This window comes from Streptomyces sp. NPDC047971, from assembly GCF_040653355.1.
GTDB lineage: Bacteria > Actinomycetota > Actinomycetes > Streptomycetales > Streptomycetaceae > Streptomyces.
In genome coordinates this window covers 259,359-277,107 of the sequence record NZ_JBEZNW010000002.1, presented here as the reverse complement: position 1 = coordinate 277,107, position 17,749 = coordinate 259,359, and the positions used below count along the sequence as shown (strand labels likewise).

Annotated in this window: 16 protein-coding genes; 9 read left to right on the top strand and 7 right to left on the bottom strand. The window is 74.0% G+C overall.

Annotation, left to right across the window (positions count from 1 at the left end):
- The first annotated feature begins 58 nt into the window (after positions 1 to 58).
- Positions 59 to 382, top strand: coding sequence for a plasmid stabilization protein (locus tag AB0D99_RS03790; RefSeq protein ID WP_362356521.1), 324 nt, complete (start codon positions 59 to 61; stop codon positions 380 to 382).
- Between the two features lie 43 nt (positions 383 to 425).
- On the top strand, positions 426 to 2,516 hold the full coding sequence (ligA, locus tag AB0D99_RS03785) for an NAD-dependent DNA ligase LigA (protein ID WP_362356519.1): 2,091 nt from the start codon (positions 426 to 428) through the stop codon (positions 2,514 to 2,516).
- A gap of 212 nt (positions 2,517 to 2,728) precedes the next feature.
- On the opposite strand, the gene AB0D99_RS03780 is transcribed toward ligA, so the two are convergent.
- Complete coding sequence (locus AB0D99_RS03780) at positions 2,729 to 4,018, bottom strand: serine hydrolase (protein WP_362356517.1); 1,290 nt, start codon at positions 4,016 to 4,018, stop codon at positions 2,729 to 2,731.
- Positions 4,019 to 4,351: 333 nt separating this feature from the next.
- Here AB0D99_RS03780 and AB0D99_RS03775 point away from each other — a divergent pair, with 333 nt between their 5' ends.
- The gene (locus tag AB0D99_RS03775) at positions 4,352 to 6,214 is read left to right on the top strand and encodes an NAD-binding protein (RefSeq protein ID WP_362356669.1); all 1,863 of its coding nucleotides are present in this window, start codon (positions 4,352 to 4,354) and stop codon (positions 6,212 to 6,214) included.
- Here AB0D99_RS03775 and AB0D99_RS03770 read toward each other — a convergent pair.
- Positions 6,207 to 7,463, bottom strand: coding sequence for an MFS transporter (locus AB0D99_RS03770; RefSeq protein WP_362356515.1), 1,257 nt, complete (start codon positions 7,461 to 7,463; stop codon positions 6,207 to 6,209). The two genes, AB0D99_RS03775 and AB0D99_RS03770, sit on opposite strands and share 8 nt — an antisense overlap.
- Before the next feature lie 63 nt (positions 7,464 to 7,526).
- On the opposite strand from AB0D99_RS03770, the gene AB0D99_RS03765 reads away from it, so the two are divergent.
- From AB0D99_RS03765 to AB0D99_RS03755, 3 genes are all read left to right on the top strand, one after another.
- Positions 7,527 to 8,075, top strand: coding sequence for a CGNR zinc finger domain-containing protein (locus tag AB0D99_RS03765; protein WP_362356513.1), 549 nt, complete (start codon positions 7,527 to 7,529; stop codon positions 8,073 to 8,075).
- An 87-nt stretch (positions 8,076 to 8,162) separates the two neighbouring features.
- A complete protein-coding gene (locus AB0D99_RS03760) occupies positions 8,163 to 9,461 on the top strand; it encodes a cytochrome P450 (RefSeq protein ID WP_362356511.1) in 1,299 nt (432 codons plus the stop codon).
- The gene (locus AB0D99_RS03755; protein ID WP_362356509.1) at positions 9,454 to 9,798 is read left to right on the top strand and encodes a hypothetical protein; all 345 of its coding nucleotides are present in this window, start codon (positions 9,454 to 9,456) and stop codon (positions 9,796 to 9,798) included. Before AB0D99_RS03760 ends, AB0D99_RS03755 begins: the two co-directional genes overlap by 8 nt.
- A 135-nt stretch (positions 9,799 to 9,933) precedes the next feature.
- Here the strand turns inward: AB0D99_RS03755 and AB0D99_RS03750 are convergent, their stop codons facing one another.
- The gene (locus AB0D99_RS03750) at positions 9,934 to 10,179 is read right to left on the bottom strand and encodes a hypothetical protein (protein WP_362356507.1); all 246 of its coding nucleotides are present in this window, start codon (positions 10,177 to 10,179) and stop codon (positions 9,934 to 9,936) included.
- 256 nt (positions 10,180 to 10,435) lie between these two features.
- On the opposite strand from AB0D99_RS03750, the gene AB0D99_RS03745 reads away from it, so the two are divergent.
- The 3 genes from AB0D99_RS03745 (at position 10,436) to AB0D99_RS03735 (ending at position 13,532) form a co-directional block, all read left to right on the top strand.
- Positions 10,436 to 11,284, top strand: coding sequence for a PP2C family protein-serine/threonine phosphatase (locus AB0D99_RS03745; protein WP_362356505.1), 849 nt, complete (start codon positions 10,436 to 10,438; stop codon positions 11,282 to 11,284).
- A gap of 56 nt (positions 11,285 to 11,340) precedes the next feature.
- The gene (locus tag AB0D99_RS03740; RefSeq protein WP_362356667.1) at positions 11,341 to 12,321 is read left to right on the top strand and encodes an MASE1 domain-containing protein; all 981 of its coding nucleotides are present in this window, start codon (positions 11,341 to 11,343) and stop codon (positions 12,319 to 12,321) included.
- A gap of 89 nt (positions 12,322 to 12,410) precedes the next feature.
- On the top strand, positions 12,411 to 13,532 hold the full coding sequence (locus AB0D99_RS03735; RefSeq protein WP_362356503.1) for an AI-2E family transporter: 1,122 nt from the start codon (positions 12,411 to 12,413) through the stop codon (positions 13,530 to 13,532).
- Between the two features lie 19 nt (positions 13,533 to 13,551).
- On the opposite strand, the gene AB0D99_RS03730 is transcribed toward AB0D99_RS03735, so the two are convergent.
- From AB0D99_RS03730 to AB0D99_RS03715, 4 genes are all read right to left on the bottom strand, one after another.
- On the bottom strand, positions 13,552 to 14,034 hold the full coding sequence (locus AB0D99_RS03730; protein WP_362356501.1) for an NUDIX domain-containing protein: 483 nt from the start codon (positions 14,032 to 14,034) through the stop codon (positions 13,552 to 13,554).
- A 23-nt stretch (positions 14,035 to 14,057) separates the two neighbouring features.
- Positions 14,058 to 14,792 (bottom strand): D-Ala-D-Ala carboxypeptidase family metallohydrolase, encoded by a 735-nt coding sequence (locus AB0D99_RS03725; protein WP_362356499.1) that lies wholly within the window; start codon positions 14,790 to 14,792, stop codon positions 14,058 to 14,060.
- A gap of 116 nt (positions 14,793 to 14,908) precedes the next feature.
- Positions 14,909 to 16,156: an FAD-dependent oxidoreductase gene (locus tag AB0D99_RS03720; protein WP_362356497.1), complete on the bottom strand. Its 1,248-nt coding sequence runs from the start codon at positions 16,154 to 16,156 to the stop codon at positions 14,909 to 14,911.
- Positions 16,141 to 17,592 (bottom strand): FAD-dependent oxidoreductase, encoded by a 1,452-nt coding sequence (locus AB0D99_RS03715; RefSeq protein WP_362356495.1) that lies wholly within the window; start codon positions 17,590 to 17,592, stop codon positions 16,141 to 16,143. Before AB0D99_RS03715 ends, AB0D99_RS03720 begins: the two co-directional genes overlap by 16 nt.
- Positions 17,593 to 17,749: the final 157 nt, after the last annotated feature.

Below are 17,749 nucleotides of genomic sequence, written 5' to 3'. Positions count from 1 at the left end.
GGCGGAACCACGCCGCCACGCGCCACCGCGTCACGCGACCACAGAGGAGGAGCGCGCCATGCCCCGTGGATCGAGCCCCAAGAGGGAGCGACAGTACGAGCACATCAAGGAGAGCGCGAAGGACCGAGGTGAGAGCGAGGAGCGGGCCAAGGAGATCGCGGCGCGCACCGTGAACAAGGAACGGGCCCGTGCCGGCGAGTCGAGGACCGCGAGCAGGAGCTCCACGGAGGACATCTCCTCCTCCCGGCGCGGCGGGCTGCGCTCGCACAGCGGCGCCCAGGGCCCGACGTACGACCAGCTCTACGCCGAGGCGCGCCGACGCGGCATCCACGGCCGGTCGTCCATGGACAAGGCGGAACTGAAGCGGGCGCTCGGCGACTGACCGGGCGGGGTCCGTTGTCAGTGGTGCCCGGCACGATGGACCCATGACAACGACTCCGGTTCTTGCCGATGCCGCCGCGTACGCGCAGGCGGTCGAGGACGCCAGGCAGGCGGCCGCCGCCTACTACGCGGGGGGCACCTCCCCGCTCGACGACGACGCCTACGACCGCCTCGGCCGGGCGATAGCCGCATGGGAGTCCGCCCACCCCGACCAGGTGCGCGCGGACTCCCCGACCGGCAAGGTCGCCGGAGGCGCCGTGGAGGGCGACGTACCGCACTCCCGGCCGATGCTCTCGCTCGACAACGTCTTCTCGGCCGAGCAGTTCACGACCTGGGTCGCGTCCCTGGAGCGCAGGATCGGCCGCCCGGTCGCGCGGTGGAGCGTGGAGCCGAAGCTCGACGGACTGGCGATCGCCGCCCGCTATGAGCGGGGGCGGCTGACCCGGCTCGTCACGCGGGGCGACGGCACGGCGGGGGAGGACGTGTCGCATGCGCGGGGCACGATCGTGGGCCTCCCGGAGCGGCTCGCGGAGCCGGTCACGGTCGAGGTGCGCGGCGAAGTGCTGATGACCACCGAGCAGTTCGAGACGGCCAACCCGATCCGGGTCGCGCACGGCGGCGAGCCCTTCGCCAACCCGCGCAACGCGGCGGCCGGGACCCTGCGCGCCAAGGACCGGCCGTACCGGGTGGAGATGACCTTCTTCGCCTACGACATGCTGCCGTCGGCCGAGAGCGGCGAGCAGGACCCGGTCGCGGACCCGGACGGCCTGGACGGACTCGCCCACAGCGAGCTGATCGCCCGTGCGGTCGCCCTCGGGCTGCACACCTCGGGCGCCACCGCCGTGCCCGGCCGCGCGGTCACGGGCACGGAGCAGGTGCTGGCCCGCGTCGCCGAGATCGCGGCGCTGCGAGCGGAGCTGCCGTTCGGCATCGACGGCATCGTGATCAAGGCCGACCTCGCGGCCGACCGGCACGAGGCCGGTTCGGGCTCTCGCGCGCCCCGCTGGGCCATCGCGTACAAGCTTCCCGCCGTGGAGAAGGTGACCCGGCTGATCGGGGTCGAGTGGAACGTGGGCCGCACCGGCATCATCGCGCCCCGCGCCGTGCTGGAGCCGGTGGAGATCGACGGCAGCACGGTCACCTACGCCACGCTGCACAACCCCTCGGACATCACCCGCCGCGATCTGCGCGTGGGTGATCACGTGATGGTCTACAAGGCCGGCGACATCATTCCGCGCGTCGAGGCGCCCGTCGCCCACCTGCGGACCGGCGAGGAGCAGCCGATCGCCTTCCCGGAGACCTGCCCGCAGTGCGGCTCGGACATCGACCGCAGCGAGCAGCGCTGGCGGTGCGCCCGTGGCCGCGACTGCCACCTGGTGGCCTCCCTGTCGTACGCCGTGGGCCGCGACCAGCTCGACATCGAGGGGCTCGGCGCCAGCCGGATCGTCCAGCTCGTGGACGCCGCCCTGGTCGCGGACCTGGCGGACCTCTTCACCCTCACCCGCGAGCAGCTGCTCGGCCTGGACCGCATGGGGGAGACCAGCACGGACAACCTCCTCGCGGCGATCGCCACCGCGCGCACCCGACCGCTCGCCCGCGTGCTGTGCGCCCTCGGCATACGGGGGACGGGACGCTCCATGTCCCGTCGCATCGCCCGCCACTTCGCCACCATGGACGCCGTCCGCGCGGCGGACGCGGAGGCCATGCAGCGGGTCGAGGGGATCGGGGCGGAGAAGGCGCCGGTCATCGTCGCGGAGCTGGCCGAGCTCGCCGCGGTCGTCGACAAGCTCGTCGCCGCAGGGGTGAACATGTCCGAGCCGGGAGCCACGCCGCCGCCCCCGCCGGGCGCCGAGACGCCTGCGGAGGCGCCCGTCGCGGCCGGGCCGCTCGCGGGCCTGTCGGTGGTCGTCACCGGTGCCATGACCGGCCCGCTGGAGGCACTGAGCCGCAATCAGATGAACGAACTGATCGAGCGCGCCGGCGGCAAGTCCTCCTCCAGCGTCTCCCGGCGCACCGGCCTGGTCGTCGCGGGAGAGAAGGCGGGGTCCAAGCGCGCGAAGGCCGAGGAGCTGGGCATCCGCCTGGTGGACCCGGACGAGTTCGCCACCCTCCTCGGCGACTTCCTTCCGGCCTGACCGGAAGGAGACCCGCGAGACGCCTCGGCGGGCCGGGGAACCCGGCCCGCCGAGGCGTCCGTCGAAGGTGGCGTCCGTCGAGCGAGGCGCCCGTCGAACGCGCGTCTCGAACGAGGCGTTCGCGGAACGAGGCGTCCGTCGAACGCGCGTCGCGAGCGAGGCGCACGTCGAACGCGCCTGGCGAACGAGACTCACGTCGAGACGTGGCGCCCTCAGACGCCCTCGTCGCTGCGTCGGGTCGAGCGGCGGCGCCACAGCCAGACGGAGATCGCGGCGCCCAGCGACGCTCCCACCAGGGCCAGCGGCAGCCCGGCCCAGGGACGCGAGGGCACGTCCTCACGGGAGACGGCCCTCCCCGGCGCGGCGAGAGCGGCCACGTCCCCCGGTCCCACCGCCGCGGCGGTCCCCGAGTGCGGACCGGCCTGCCCCGCCTTGGGCGCCGACGCGTCCGCCGACCGGCCGCTCGCCGCCTTGGCCTCCTTGACCGTCCCCTTCGCCTTCTCCTTCGCCTTCTCCCGTAGCGGAGCGAGGGAACCCACCGGCTGCACCCGGCCCGCCGCGTCGAAGCCCCAGTCGAGGAGCGTACGGGCCTCCTCGTACACCGCGAGTCCACCGCCCGACTGCGGGTTCATCACCGACACCACAAGCGTCCGCGAACCCCGCCGCGCCGCCGCGATCAGTGTGTTCCCGGCATTGCTCGTGTAGCCGTTCTTGACCCCGAGGAGTCCCGGGTAACGCTCCACGCCGTCCGCGCCGGTCAGCAGCCTGTTGGTGTTGCGGATGCCGTACGACCAGTCCCCGGACGGGAACTCGGCGTACCGCGTGGAGGCGTACGTGACGAACGCCGGATCCTGCAGCCCCGCTCGGCCGAAGACCGCCAGGTCGAAGGCCGACGACACCTGCCCCGGCGCGTCGTACCCGTCCGGCGACACCACTCTCGTGTCCCGTGCCCCCAGCGCGCGGGCCTTCTCCTGCATCTGACGGGCCATGGACTTCCAGCCGCCGTTCATCGAGGCGAGCACCCGGACCGCGTCGTTGCCCGAGTTCAGGAAGACCCCGTTCCACAGATCCGACACCTTGTAGGTGTAGCCCGCCTGCACCCCGACCATGCTGCTGCCTTCGCCGATCCCCGACAGCTCCGACTCGGTGACGGTGTGCCGCAGGTCCTGGTCGAAACGGGGGAGCGCGGTCACGGCGAACAGCGCCTTGAGCGTGCTCGCCGGCGGCAGCCGCCGATGGGCGTTGCGCGCCGCCAGGACCTCGCCGGTCGAGGCGTCCGCCACCAGCCACGACAGCGCGGAGACGGAGGACGGCCGGTCCACCGAGTCGGACAACGGCTGGACCTGGGTTCCCGAGCGGTGGAGCCGGGCGGAATCGATGTAACGGGCGGCGGGAGGTGAGGGCTCGGTGACGGAGGATGCCGTGGCCGCCGGGACGGGCAGCACGAGCAGCAACGCCGCGGTACCGGCGGCAACGTGACGAACAGCTGACGTGACGATCATTCAGTCACGGTAAGAAGCCTCCGCGGACCCCGCAGATCGTGATGCGCCGACCGGTGTACGACGGGTGCCGTACGGGCGAACGTCCTCCCTCGCGCCCCGGTCACCGGTGGCTCGACGGCTCCCGCGCGGTGACCGGCGACCGCCGTCCGGGCTGTCGGTGGGGCAGGGCATCCTGGTGACGTGTCCTCACTTCCGTACCAGAGCCCGCCCGTTCCGCCGGATCCCGTGCGGCGTCCGCCCACGCCGCCGTCCTCCGCCGACCCGCGGGGCGGACCGTTCGGCGCGCCGGCGTCCCGTGGAGAGCGCCCCTCACGGGACACCCCGGTCGGCCACATGATCGTCTGTGGGGACGACGTCCTCGCGCACCGGCTCGCGGGCGAGCTCAACGACGTGTACGGGGAGCGGGTCACCCTCGTCGTACCGGCGGGGACCGATGCCCAGCCGCGGCCCGCGGGCCGCGCCGGGCGCGCCTCCGCCCTCTTCGGGCGGGTGACGGCGGCCGTGACGCGTACCACCGTCGGAGAGCAGCGGGGCGGGCCCGCGGGGCGGTCCGTCCGCGTCGTGGAGACGGCCGAGGTCGACGACGCGGTACTCCTCGACGCGGGGGCGGATCAGGCGGCGGCCCTCGCTCTCGTCCATGACGACGACGAGGCGAACATCCGGGCCGCGCTCGCCGCGCGTCGGCTGAACCCCCGGCTGCGCCTGGTCATCCGGCTCTACAACCGCAAGCTCGGCCAGCACCTGGAGACCCTTCTCGACCAGGCCGCCGCCATCGCCGAGCCCTGCCTCGACCCCAAGCTGCTCGACGGCTCGACGACCGTCCTCTCCGACGCCGACACCGCCGCCCCGGCCCTCGCGGCCACCGCCGTCGCCGGCACGAGCAAGGTGGTGCAGGCCGGTGGCCTGCTGCTCCACGCCGTCGAGCGGACCCCGCCCGCTCGTGGCGAGGTGGTCGACCCCGGTCTGTGCACGCTCGCCCTGCTGTCGGCGACCACCAACGACCCCGCCGGCTGCGAGGGCTCGGAGCGCAGCGGCGACCAGGGCCCGCTGCTGCTGCCCGACGACCGTGCGGTCGCGGCCGCGACCGGGCGGGGCACGGTCGCGCTCGAAGCGATCACGTACGCCGGTCCGACGCTCTCCTCGAACAGGTTCGGCACCTCGGCCCTGCCCGTCGGCTCGTTCTTCTCCCGGCGCCTGCGCTGGTCGCTCGCGGGCGTGGCGGCCGCCGTCGGCGCCATCGCCCTCGCCACCTGGCTCACCACGGGCGACCACCCCCTGCACGCCGCCTATCTGACGCTCCTGGACCTCTTCGCCATCGGGGACCCCGCCGTCGAGGAGGCGACCAGCCGTCAGGTGCTGCAGATCCTCGCGGGCTTCGTCGGTCTTCTTCTGATGCCCGTCCTGATCGCGGGCATCCTGGAGGCCCTCGGCACCTTCCGCTCGGCGACGACGCTCCGCCGGCCGCCGCGCGGACTGTCCGGACACGTGGTGCTCCTCGGCCTCGGCAAGGTCGGCACGCGCGTCCTCGGACGTCTGCGGAGGCTGGACATCCCCGTGGTCTGCGTCGAGTCCGACCCGGAGGCGCGCGGCATCGCGCTGGCGCGTCGCCTGCGCGTGCCCACCGTGATCGGGGACGTCACCGAGGAGGGCGTGCTGGAGGCCGCCCGCATCCACCGGGCGCACGCCCTGCTCGCCCTGACCAGCGTCGACATCACCAACCTGGAGGCCGCGCTCTCCGCGCGCTCCGTCAAGCCCGACCTCCGGGTCGCCCTGCGGCTGTACGACGACGACTTCGCGACCGCCGTGTACCGCACCCTGCGCGCGGCCCACCCCGACGCCCTCACCCGCAGCCGCAGCGTCTCCCACCTGGCCGCACCCGCCTTCGCCGGCGCCATGATGGGCCGCCAGATCCTGGGCGCGATCCCGGTGGAGCGCCGGGTGCTGCTGTTCGCGGCGGTGGAGGCCGCGGGCAACCCGCTGCTGGAGGGCCGCACGGTGGCGGAGGCGTTCCGTCCGGGGGCCTGGCGGGTGATCGCCCTGGCGACGGGCTCGGCGCCGATCGGACGCCACGCGGCGGGCCTGGTCTGGCAACTGGAGCCGGACCGGGTCCTGGCCGCGGGCGACCGGCTGGTCCTGGCGGCCACACGCCGAGGGCTGGCGGAGCTGATGGGGGGCCGGCCGCGGGGGACTACGTGACGGCCGGTGTCCTGCCCGGTGCGCGGCGCAGGAGATGGTGGAGCGCGGCGGCGGCGACCTGCAGGGCGGCGGCCCCCAGCAGAAGGATCGCGGGCGGCGCCCCCGCGGCCAGCCCGGTCAGCGCGGCGCCGCACGCGGCGGCCGACATCTTGAGCCCGGCGCCCAGGGTGAACACCTGGGTCCGTACGTCGGCCGGGGCGTGATCCGCCCGGATCCGCAGCGTCGCCGTCAGCAGCGGACCGTCGCACAGCCCGGCGGCCGCGAACAGGGCCGCGCAGAGCAGCGGCGAGGGAGCGAGGGCGGCGGCCCCCAAGGCCGCCCCGGTCCCCAGGAGGGTGACGCCGACCAGCCGCCCGGCGGGCACCCGCGGCCACACACGGTCCACGACGAGCGATCCGACGAGCGCGCCGACGGCGAACGCGGTCATCAACAGCCCGCCGTCCCCCGGGCGCCCGCGTTCGCCCGCGAGCAGCACGGCGGTGGTGGTGAGCCCGCCGAGACCGAGAAAGCCGAGGCAGGTGGCGGCGGTGACGGCGCGCAGCTCCCGAACGCCCCACACGGCCACGAGACCGGCCACGAGGTCGCCGCGCCACGATCGCCGCGCGCGGCCGTCCCCGTCGGCGGCGTGCCTGCCCGGTACCGGCGTCGTGCCACGGGTACCCGACGCCTCATGGCCCCGCAGTGCGCCCGGCCGACCGGCGAGCAGGGCGGCCGCCGGCAGGGCCGCGAGCGCCGCGGACGCGGCGAGTACGGCGACGGCGGTGCCCGGTCCGGCGAGCGCCGCCGTCACCCCCGCCAGGGCCGGGCCCGCGATCGCGGCGGCGTTGTAGGTCGTGGCGTCCCAGGCGTACGCGCGGTCCCGGGCCGGTCCCTCGTCGACGAGCGACGCGACCAGGCCGGACAGTCCGCCCGAGACCACCGGACCGCAACTCCCGCCGAGCGCCGCGACGGTGAGCGTGACGAGGGTCGGCGCACGCCCCGTCATGGCCCCGAGGCAGGCGACCGCGGCCGCGAAGCAGGTCAGGGCGCCCGCGTAGAACAGCACCGGTCTGCGCACGCGACCGGCGAGCGCGCCCGTCACCGGGGCCGCGGCGACGTGCGGAGCCATCCACGCGGTGAGCACCAGGGCCCCCAGCGCCGCGTCGCCGGTCCTGGCCAGCGCCAGCAGCACCAGAGCGACCGGAAAGCCCTCCTCCGCGAGCCGGGCACAGAACGCCGTCCCCAGATAGAGCCGTACCGCTCTCGCCATCGAGTCCACCCCCGTGTAACGTCTTAGTTGTTCAAGACGTTACACGAAAGGCGCGGTGGCTCCGTGAACGCATCCGGCAAGGGGTTCCGGCCCGTCCAGCGACTGTTCGACCTCGCCAACGCCGTACGCGCCACACCGGACCTGCCCCGAGAGGCCCTCGCCGAGCTGCTCGCACAGCACGGGGAAGACCCGCGGGACCTCACCGAGACCGCGTTCACGGAGGGCGACGCGGACGAACTCCGCACCGCCGTCGTCCGGATCTCCGGCGTCCTCACCGAGACCGACCCCGACCGTGCCGCCGAAGACCTCAACTCCCTGCTCTCCGCGCACGCGGGGCCGCCCCGGCTCTCCCGCCACGACGGACACCCCTGGCACCTCCATGTCGACCGGGGCGACGACACCGGCTGGGCGGACTGGTTCCTCGCGGCCGGCGCCCTCGCGCTCGCCCAACTCCTCACCGAGCACGGCCGGATCACCTGGGGCGCGTGCGCCTCCGCCCGGTGCGCCACGCTCTACCCGGGCACCGGGCCGGGCAGCGCACAGCGGTACTGCTCGCCCACCTGCGCGTCCCGTGAGAGGGTCGCGGCCCACCGGCGCCGCGCCAAGGGATGACCGACTCCGCCTGCTCCGAGACGCGTTGACCGTAGGATCTGACCGCTCGTGCGCCGCATCGATCCGTCCTCGCCGTCAGGAGTCCGTGTGAACGCCTCGCCGTACCGACTCGACCCCGCCGGCGGCTGCCCCCACGCGGCCAACGCCCGGCTGCTCGCCCAGGGTTCGGTGGCTCCCGTCCTGCTGCCCGGAGGCGTGGAGGGCATGGCCGTGCTCGGCCACGAGGCCCTGCGCGACTTCCTCTCCCACCCCGAAGTCGCCAAGAGCGCCGCGCACTTCACCGCGCTCACCGAGGGCCGCATACCCGACGGCTGGCCCCTGCGGACGTTCGCCACCGTCCAGGGCATGAGCACCGCCGACGACGCCGACCACCGCCGGCTGCGCTCCCTGGTGAGCAGGGCGTTCACCGCCCGCCGCGTCGAGGCGCTGCGCCCCCGGGTCGAGTCCGTCGCCGCAGGACTCCTCGACCGGCTCGGCGAGGCCGCCGCGGAGGACGGCGTCGCCGACCTCCGCCGGCACTTCGCGCTTCCGCTGCCCCTCGGCGTCATCTGCGAACTCCTCGGCGTGGACGAGGAGTACCAGGACCGGCTGCACCACCTCTCCAACCAGGTCGTCGCCACCGACATCGGTCCCGAGGAGGCGATGGCCGCCAACCGCGAACTCCTGGAGGTCCTCACCGCCATCGTCGCGGACCGCGCCCGCCGCCCCGGCGACGACCTCACCAGCGCCCTGATCGCGGCCCGCGACGAGGACGGCGACCGGCTCAGCCACCCCGAGCTCATCGGCACCCTGGTCCTGATGATCATCGCCGGCCACGAGACCACACTGAACCTCGTGACCAACGCCGTCCGCGCGCTGTGCGCGCACCGCGACCAACTCGCCCACGTCACCGAGGGGCGCGCCGACTGGTCCGACGTCGTCGAGGAGACCCTGCGCTGGGACAGCCCGGTGAGCTACTTCCCGTTCCGCTACCCCACCCGTGACCTCACCGTCGACGGCACCCTGATCCCGAGGGGCACCCCCGTTCTCGCGGCGTACTCGGCCGCCGGGCGCGACACCGACGCGCACGGTCCCGACGCGGCGCGGTTCGACATCACCCGAGTCCCCGCCGCCAAGCACCTCTCCCTGGGGCACGGCCCCCACTACTGTCTGGGCGCCCCGCTCGCCCGCCTGGAGGCGACGATCGCCCTGAAGGCGCTCTTCACCCGCTTCCCGACCCTGGACCTCGCCGTCGCCGAAGAGGACCTCCCGCGCCACGCCGGCTTCGTCGGCAACAGCGTCCGCGCCCTTCCCGTACGCCTCGCCCCGTGCGGCCCCGTCCGGCTCCCGCATGATGACCGGCATGCAGACGGAAAGACGCGGACCGAGGGGCGACACGGTGAGTGACGAGGGACCTTCCGCCAGAGCGCGACGCATCGACTTCGGCACGACCGCGTTGTTCGGCGCGTTGTACGCCGGCGCGCTGTTTCTCGTGGTGACGGGCTTCGCCGTGGACCCGAGCGGCTGCGGGGGGCGATTCCGGGCTTCGTGCTCAGGAGAGACGTACTGGCGCCTCGGGGTCGGCATCGGTCTCATCGTGGTCGTGGCCCCCACCCTGCACAAAGTGATGCCGAGCATTCCCTTCGAGCACGGTGTCGGCCGGCCGGCTGCCATCGCCGCCCTGCTGCTCGGCGCGGCGGCCGGTGTCGCCCTGACCGTCTTGGCGTTCCGTATCGCCGGTTGAGCCGTTCGGAGCATCGCGCGGGCGGGACGACGTCGCCTAGTGCTCGATGAGGGGCACGAAACGGTCCCGCTCGGCGGCCGGAGCCCGATCCGGACAGGGCCCGGCCGCACGCTGACGGGCGCGCCCTTCGCCCGCTCAACCCGCCCGGCCGAGGTCGCCGGCGGGGGAGGCGCGCAGGGCCGAGACCAGGCGCATGAGATGCGCCTCGTTGCCCGAGAGGCCCGCGGCGCGCAGGGCTTCGTCGGCCTCGGCCATCGGGTGGGTGAGCATCGCCGCCGCGTACGGCTCCAATCGCGGGTCCGTCAGGACCGCCTGGGTGGACTCCAGCAGACGGAGGTACGCCTGAGCGGCGGCGCGCTCACGGACGGAGAACGTGGTCATGTCGGGCTCCCTCTCGACAGGTTGGACCCTTCCACCCTCTCGTACGGGTCTGACAACGCGGGCGACGGCCACACCGCGCTCCCTGCCGGATACCGCCAAGGGGCCGTCGAACGCCCGGTGCGGCAGCGCGCGCCACACCCCCTCCGGTCACCCTCGGTCACTCCGACGGGCGTGCCCGGAGCCCTGCTCCCTGTGGAGCCGTGCGGCACCGGAGGCTAGGGTGAACGTGGGAGTCGGCGGAACACCCGGAGCCGTGATGCGCGGACACCGTCCCGGGCCGCCCGACAATGCGCAGCAGCTGCTGGTCGCACTCGGGCAGCTCGTCGATCAGGCCCTGGAGCGGATCAAGTTCCAGCGGGCCAGGGTCGAGCTGGCCATGGCCCTGCAGCGCCACATGCTCCCACCGGGCCTGCCCGAGGTCCCCGGTCTGAGCTTCGCCGCCAGGTACACGCCCTCGCGCGACGGCCTCGACGTGGGCGGCGACTGGTACGACGCCTTCGTGATGAGCGACGGCTCCCTGGGCCTCACGATCGGCGACGTACAGGGCCACGACGTCGAGGCGATCGCCTTCATGGGGCAGGTGCGCACCAGCCTGCGCGCCATCGCCGAGGCGACGAGCGACACCCGGGAGGTGCTGGGGCGGACCAACGACCTGCTGATCTCCATGGGATGCGGCCGCTTCGCCACCTGCTGCTTCCTGCGTTTCGACCCCGTCAGCCGCGATCTGACGGTCTCCCGGGCCGGCCATGTCCCCATGGTCTGGGCCACGGCCGCCGGCCAGTGCGGCATCGCGCTCGACAGCGGCGGCCCGCCGCTCGGCATCCTGCACGGCGAGCGGTATCCCGTGACCCACCGACGCCTGAGAGAGGCGGGAGTCCTGGTGCTGCTCACCGACGGGGTGGTGGAGGGACCGACCTATCCGATCGAGGACGGGCTGGCCGAAGTGGCCAGGCTGGTACGAGCGGGCTACGACGCCGACCCCGACATCCTGGCCTCCGCCGTCGTCAAGGTGGCCGATCTGACCGGACACCGGGACGACGCGGCCGTCCTCGTCGTCCGGTACGACGGCCCCGCGGAGCCGCTCCCGCCCGAGGAGCCGGTCTGACCACGGGGTGCGCCGCCTGAGTCGCCGGGACCGCGACGCGCGTGCAGACTGCTGTCGTGCGCGGTGCGGAGATGAGTCGCTACGGGTCTGCTGCCCTGCGCGTGCTTGCCGTCGCCGCCGTCTACTACGGAGCCGCCAGGCTCGGGCTCCTCCAGCAGCTCGTACGCGACCAGGTCACCCCCCTGTGGCCGCCGACCGGTGTCGCGCTGGCCGCGCTGCTCCTCATGGGCCTGCGCGTCTGGCCGGGCATCGCCCTCGGCGCGTTCCTGGCCAACGTGTTCCTCGGGCCCTCGGCGGTAGCCGTCCTGGCCATCACGGTGGGCAACACCCTGGCGCCGGTCTGTGCCTTCCTGATGCTGCGCAGAGCCGGATTCAGAACGGAGCTGGACCGTCTGCGGGACGTGTTGGCACTGATCTTCTTCGGCGCTCTCGGCGGCATGCTGATCAGTTCGACCATCGGCAGCGGCGCACTGGTGCTGTCCGGAGCCGTGGACGCGGCCGACTTCTGGCCGACATGGTCGGTGTGGTGGACGGGTGACGCGATGGGGATCCTCGTCGTCACACCCTTCCTGCTCGTGCTGCGCAGGGCCCGGTGGCCGGTCCGAGCGCGGCCCGCACGCTGGCTGGAGGCGGGGGCGCTGACCCTCGCCACGGTCCTGGTCATGCTCCTGGCCACCGGGGAGACGGACTCTCCACGGCTCTTCCTCGTCTTCCCCGTCCTGATCTGGGCGGCGTTCCGCTTCCAGCTGGCCGGGGCCGCGCCCTGCGCGCTCGTCGTCTCGACCCTGGCCGTCCTGGCGGCCACGGGGGAGAGGGGCCCGTTCGAGGGCGAGGATCTCTTCTCGAGCATGGTCACCCTCCAGGCGTTCAACGGAACGACGGCGCTGACGGCTCTCCTCCTCGCGGTCGTGATCACCGAACGCAACAACACCCACGACGAGATCAAACGGGTCTGCATGCGGTTCGCGGAGATGGTGACCCAGTTGGAGCCGCGGCCCGGATCGTTCGACCTCCCGCCGGAGGATCCGCCGCCCTGACGTCCCGGCGGCTCCGTCGCCCGCCCGCGGCGCCCTCGGAAAGCGGGCGCGGTCCGGAACGTGCCCGCGGCATCAATAGGGTGACCCTCATGTCTGCCACGTTGAGTTCCACCAAAGCCGCCGCCGCGCTCCGCACCGCGGCACGAGTCTCCGCGGAGTCGCTGCTGGTCCTTGTGATGGCCGCCGTGAGCCTTTGGATCGTGGGCCGCATGTGGCCGGTCGTCTGGCCGCTCATAGTGGGCCTGTTCCTCACCACCCTCACCTGGCCCCTCACGCGCTTCCTGCGCCGGCACGGGTGGCGCCCGGCGGCGGCCGCGGCTGCCGTGACCGTGCTCTTCCTCCTGGTCGTCACGGGCGTCCTGGCGCTGATCGCGGTGCCGGTGGCGTCCCAGTCCGGCGAGTTGGCCGACGGCGTGGTCGAAGGCATCCAGAAGCTGCGGGAGTGGGCCGCGGGTCCGCCGCTGAACATCGGCGACGACCAGATCTCGGGCGCGTTCGACTCCACGATGGCCCGTGTCCAGGACAGCGTCGGCAGTGTGGTGACCACCGTCGCCACGGGCGTCGGCACCGTGTTCAACGGCATCGTCACCGCCGTCCTGGCGCTCTTCCTGATGTTCTTCTTCCTCAAGGACGGCCCGCGGTTCCTGCCGTGGCTGACCCGTCAGCTCCCCGGTCGCCTCGCGGTCGACGTGCCGGTCGTCGCCGAGCGGGGCTGGGACACCCTGGGCACGTTCGTGCGGTCGCAGGCGTTCGTGGGCCTGCTCGACGCCGTCTTCATCGGTCTCGGGCTGTGGATCCTCGACGTGCCGCTGGTGCTCCCGCTGGCCGTCCTGACGTTCGTGTCCGCGTTCGTGCCGATCGTCGGCGCGCTCTTCGCCGGTCTGGTCGCGGTGCTGATCGCCCTGGTGTCCAACGGCCCGACGGACGCCCTGATCGTGCTGGGGATCATCGTCGTCGTGCAGCAGCTGGAGGGGAACGTCTTCCAGCCCATGATCCAGAGCCGTGGGCTCGGTCTCCACGCGGCGGTGGTCCTGCTCGCGGTGACCCTCGGCGGCAGTCTGGCCGGCATCGTGGGCAGCCTGCTCGCCGTACCCGTGGCCGCGTTGATCTCCGTGATCTGGAACTACCTGCGCGAGCAGCTGTCCGAACCCCTGTCGGAGCCGGAGCCGGAGCCGGAGCCCGACGAGCCGCTCGCCGACGTCGCCGTGTGACGGGTCGGCCGGGGCGGGCTCAGGGCCCGTCCCGGCCGTCGAGCCTCGCGGCGAGCCGTTCGAGGAAGACCCGCTGGCCCGAGACGAGCAGGGGAGCGGCCGCCTCGGGCGCGAACCAGCCGACCCGGTCGATCTCGGGGAACTCCCGCCGGGTGCCCGAGCCGCGGGGCCACTCCATCGTGAAGGTGCCCGGCACGATCCGGGTCGGGTCGAGGTCGGACTCGACCGCCCAGATTGTGACCGTCTTGCCGTTCGCCTGCCGGGCCTCGCCGAGCGGGAGCCGCTCGCCGTCCGGAGCCGGCAGCCCGAGCTCCTCCTCGAACTCGCGGCGCGCGGCGGCCTCCGGTGTCTCCTCGGGGCCGTACTCGCCCTTGGGGATCGACCAGGCCGAGACGTCCTTCGAGGACCAGAAGGGCCCGCCCATGTGGCCGATCAGCACCTCGAAGCCACCGTCCGGCGTCCGGCGGAAGAGAAGGAGCCCGGCACTGCGCTTGTCCGACATGGCGCCCAGTGTGGCGGAAGGCGTCAGATGCCGCAGCTGCTCGCCGACCAGAACCGGGAGGCACGGGTGTCCACATGCGCGTGGTCGCCGTGGCCCGGGTATCCGGGGCCGAGGATCCCGTTGAAGCCGTGGTTGCGGGCCTGCTTGGCCAGCGTGCACAGCGAGGGCGAGCCCGTGAGGTCGATGCCGTCGCCGTACAGGTGCCGGCTGTCCGACGCCCCGCCGACCGCCGCGTTGCAGGCGTACGAACGGAATCCGCTGCTCACCGAGATCGGCACGTCCCCGAGCGCGTGGCGCAGCGCCTCCAGCTTCCACATCGCGCGCAGGGCGTTCGACCTCGCGGTGGCCGCCGGGACGGCGCCGCCGGAGAAGTCGCCGTTGCACTTGTTGAGTTCGGCGTAGGTGAAGTGGATCGGCGTGCAGTCGGCGTCCTGGAGCGCGTACAGCTTGGAGAAGGTCGCCGGACCGGCGACGCCGTCCGCGGCGAGTCCGTACGCCTGCTGGAAGCGGGTCACCGCGGCCTTGGTCGCCGGGCCGTAGTCGCCGTCGACCGTCAGCACGGCGCCGTAGCCGGGATATCCGGCGACCCGGATCTGCAGCTGCGTCACGTCCGCGCCGGACATGCCCGAGGACAGCGTGCGGCCCCAGGTGTAGCACTCGTCGGCATGTGCCGTACCGGATGTGGCGACGGTGCCCGCCAGCGCGGCCACCACCAGCAGCACCATCGAGAGCAGGGATCTGACCATGCGCCGGGCCATGACACCTCCGTGTCGGAAGCGGACGGGACCTCCGCCGATTCCGCCATGAGCATGACCATGCCGGGAGTCCTGGTCAACGGGGCGGAACGGTCGCCATTGGCCCAGGCCAGTGGCGTCTACGGGACGACCCGGACCGTCACCGGGCCGCCCGTCGGGTCCACCTCGCGCGCCCATCCCGCGGGCAGCCGTACGGAACGGTGCGGCCACGCGGTGCCCCGGAGCCCCACGCGGTGGAGGACCCGGTCGCCCTGCGCGATCTCCACGACCGGACGCACCCGCGGCTTCCTCACACGCAGCAGGAACGGGAGACCGGTCTCCGCTCCGGTGATCCGGTTCGGCGCCACCCACCCCACCGGGTCCTCCACGACCACCGGAACCGCCGACAGCGGCCAGGCATCCCCCGACAGGTACCGGAGCACGGCGTCCGCCGCCCCACGTCCCTCCTCCGCCGCGGCGCCCGCCGATTCGATCCCGCGCAGGGCGTTGCCCGCGGCGAAGACGCCTGCAGATCCGGTGCGGAAGCAGGCGTCCACCGCGGGCCCCCGCGTACCGGTGTTCAGCGGGACCGCACCGGCGCGGGCCAGTTCGTGGTCGGGGATCCAGTCCCCGGTGAAGACCACCGTGTCGCAGGCGAGGGTGACGATCCGGCCGCCGGGCCGGAGGAGGCGGACGCCGGTGAGGGTCCGCCGGCCCAGCAACTCCGTCACCACGGCGCCCGTCAGCAGCGGGGGAGGCGGCGCGCCGGTGGTGAACCGCCCCGCCACGCGCGGCTGCCCGGTGACCATGGCCACCACGTCCGCCCCGCCCCGGCGCAGCTCCCGCACCGCGTGATGGGCCACCGGTTCCGCGCCGACGACGACGGCCCGTCGCCCGAGCCGTCCTCCCCCGTACTGCCGCGCCAACCGCTGGAGTTCGCCGGTCGTCAGCACACCGGCCGGTCGGGTACCGGGCACCAGGCGGGCGCCGCGCGGCCGTTCGCGGGCACCGGTCGCCAGGATCACCGCCCGGGCGGCGATCCGCTCCAGTCCGGTCGGGGCCGTGACCTCCATGGTCAGCGGGCCCGCCCAGCCGGTCACGGAGACCCCCGTACGGACCGTGGCCCCGGCCACGACCGCCGCCCGCGCCATCCGGCGCGCGTACACCGGCCCGTCGGTGCGGCGCCCTGCCCCCATGGGCCCGAAGCCACCGTGGGCGCAGTGGCGCGGCACCCCACCGGCCTCCGGCTCCCGCTCCAGGACCTCGACCCGGTACCGGCCCGCCGCGCCGGGAGCCGTCGACGCGGCGATCCGGGCGGCCGCCGCGAGCCCGGCGGGCCCCGCGCCGACGACGAGCACGTCCACGGCGCGGTTCACCGGACCGGCCAAGGGGACCCCTCCTCCGCGAACATCGCCCGGACCGGCGCGCCGCAGAAGAACCCCTGACACCTGCCGCCCCTCGCACGCGTCCGCCGCCGCAGTCCGTCGAGCGAGTCCGGCGGGATCGTCGACACCATCGCCGAGCGGATCTCGCCCCGGGTGACCCGCTCGCAGTGGCAGACGATCGACCCGAACTCCGGTTCCGACGCGATGAGTTCCGCGTCACGGTACGGGCGCGGGAACGCCTCGCCCAGGTTCGGCATCCGCACCGGGGCGAGCGGGCGCGCGGACCCCAGGGTCAGCCCGCTGTCGGCGAGGAGGTCCACCACGTGCGCGGCGATGCCCAGGGAGGCGGTGAGGCCGGTGGACCGGATGCCGCCCACCGTGACGTAGCGCAGAGCCGGATGAGCGGCGATCCGGTAGTCGTCGTGCTCGGTCGCCGCCCGCAGCCCGGCGTAGACGGCCGTGACCTCCTCGTCGAGGAGCTCCGGCAGGATCCGGCGGCCCTGGGCGCGCAGCGCCGCCAGGCCCTCGGCGGTGGATCCGGTGGCCGACCTGTCGTCCAGGTCCTCGGCCGTCGGGCCGAGGAGCACCTTCCCGTGGACGGTCGGCGCGACCAGCACGCCCTTGCCGAGTGCGCCCGGCACCGGGAGGAGGACGTGCCGGACCAGCGAGCGCGCGAACGCGTCGAAGACGATCAGCTGACCGCGTCTCGGGGTCACGGTGAAGTCGTGCCGGCCGAACAGCGCGTCGAACCGGTCCGCGTACAGCCCGCAGGCGTTGACGACGTAGCGGGCGCGCAGCACCCCGCGCGGGGTGGCCAGGCGGTGGGGTTCGCCGGGATCGGCCCTCTCCACAGGGCAGTCGAGATGCAGATCGACGCCGGACCGGACGGCCTGGGTGGCGTACGCGAGCGTGGTCGTCCAGGGGCAGATGATCGACTCGCCCGGGACGTCGAGCGCCCCGAGGGCGCCGGGCCCCAGATGCGCCTCCCTGGCTCCGAGTTCTCCGGCCGTCAGCAGCCGTGTGGTGCGGTGGCCGTTGCGTGCCGCCTTGTCCGCGAGGCGGGGGAGCGCGGCGAGCTGGTCCTCGTCCCAGGCGATGAGGAGGGCGCCGAGCGGCTCGACCGGGATGCCCGTCTCGTGGGCGTAGTCGGCGAGCAGCCGCTGCCCGTCCCGTACGAGCCGGGCCTCCAGCGATCCGGGCACGGCGTCGAAGCCGGTGTGCAGGATCGCGGTGTTGGCCTTGGAGGTGCCCTCGCCGACATCGCCCGACGCGTCGACCAGCGCGACCCGCAGGGGGCGGCGGGCCAGTTCGCGGGCGATCGCACAGCCCACCACCCCGGCGCCGACCACTACGACGTCGTACTCCGAGCCAGGTGCGGAGGTGTCCGGCAGCGCTCCTCTCCGGGTGACGACGCCGCTGCGGAAGGACGGCTCGCTCATCGGCGAGCCACCGCGCGAGCCCGAGCCGCGCCGCGAGCGCCGGCCACCGCGCGAGCCCGATCCGCGCCGCGAGCGCCGGCCACCGCGCGAGCCCGATCCGCGCCGCGAGCGCCGGCTGCCTGCCGACCCCCCACCGCGCCGCGAGCCCGGCCCGCGG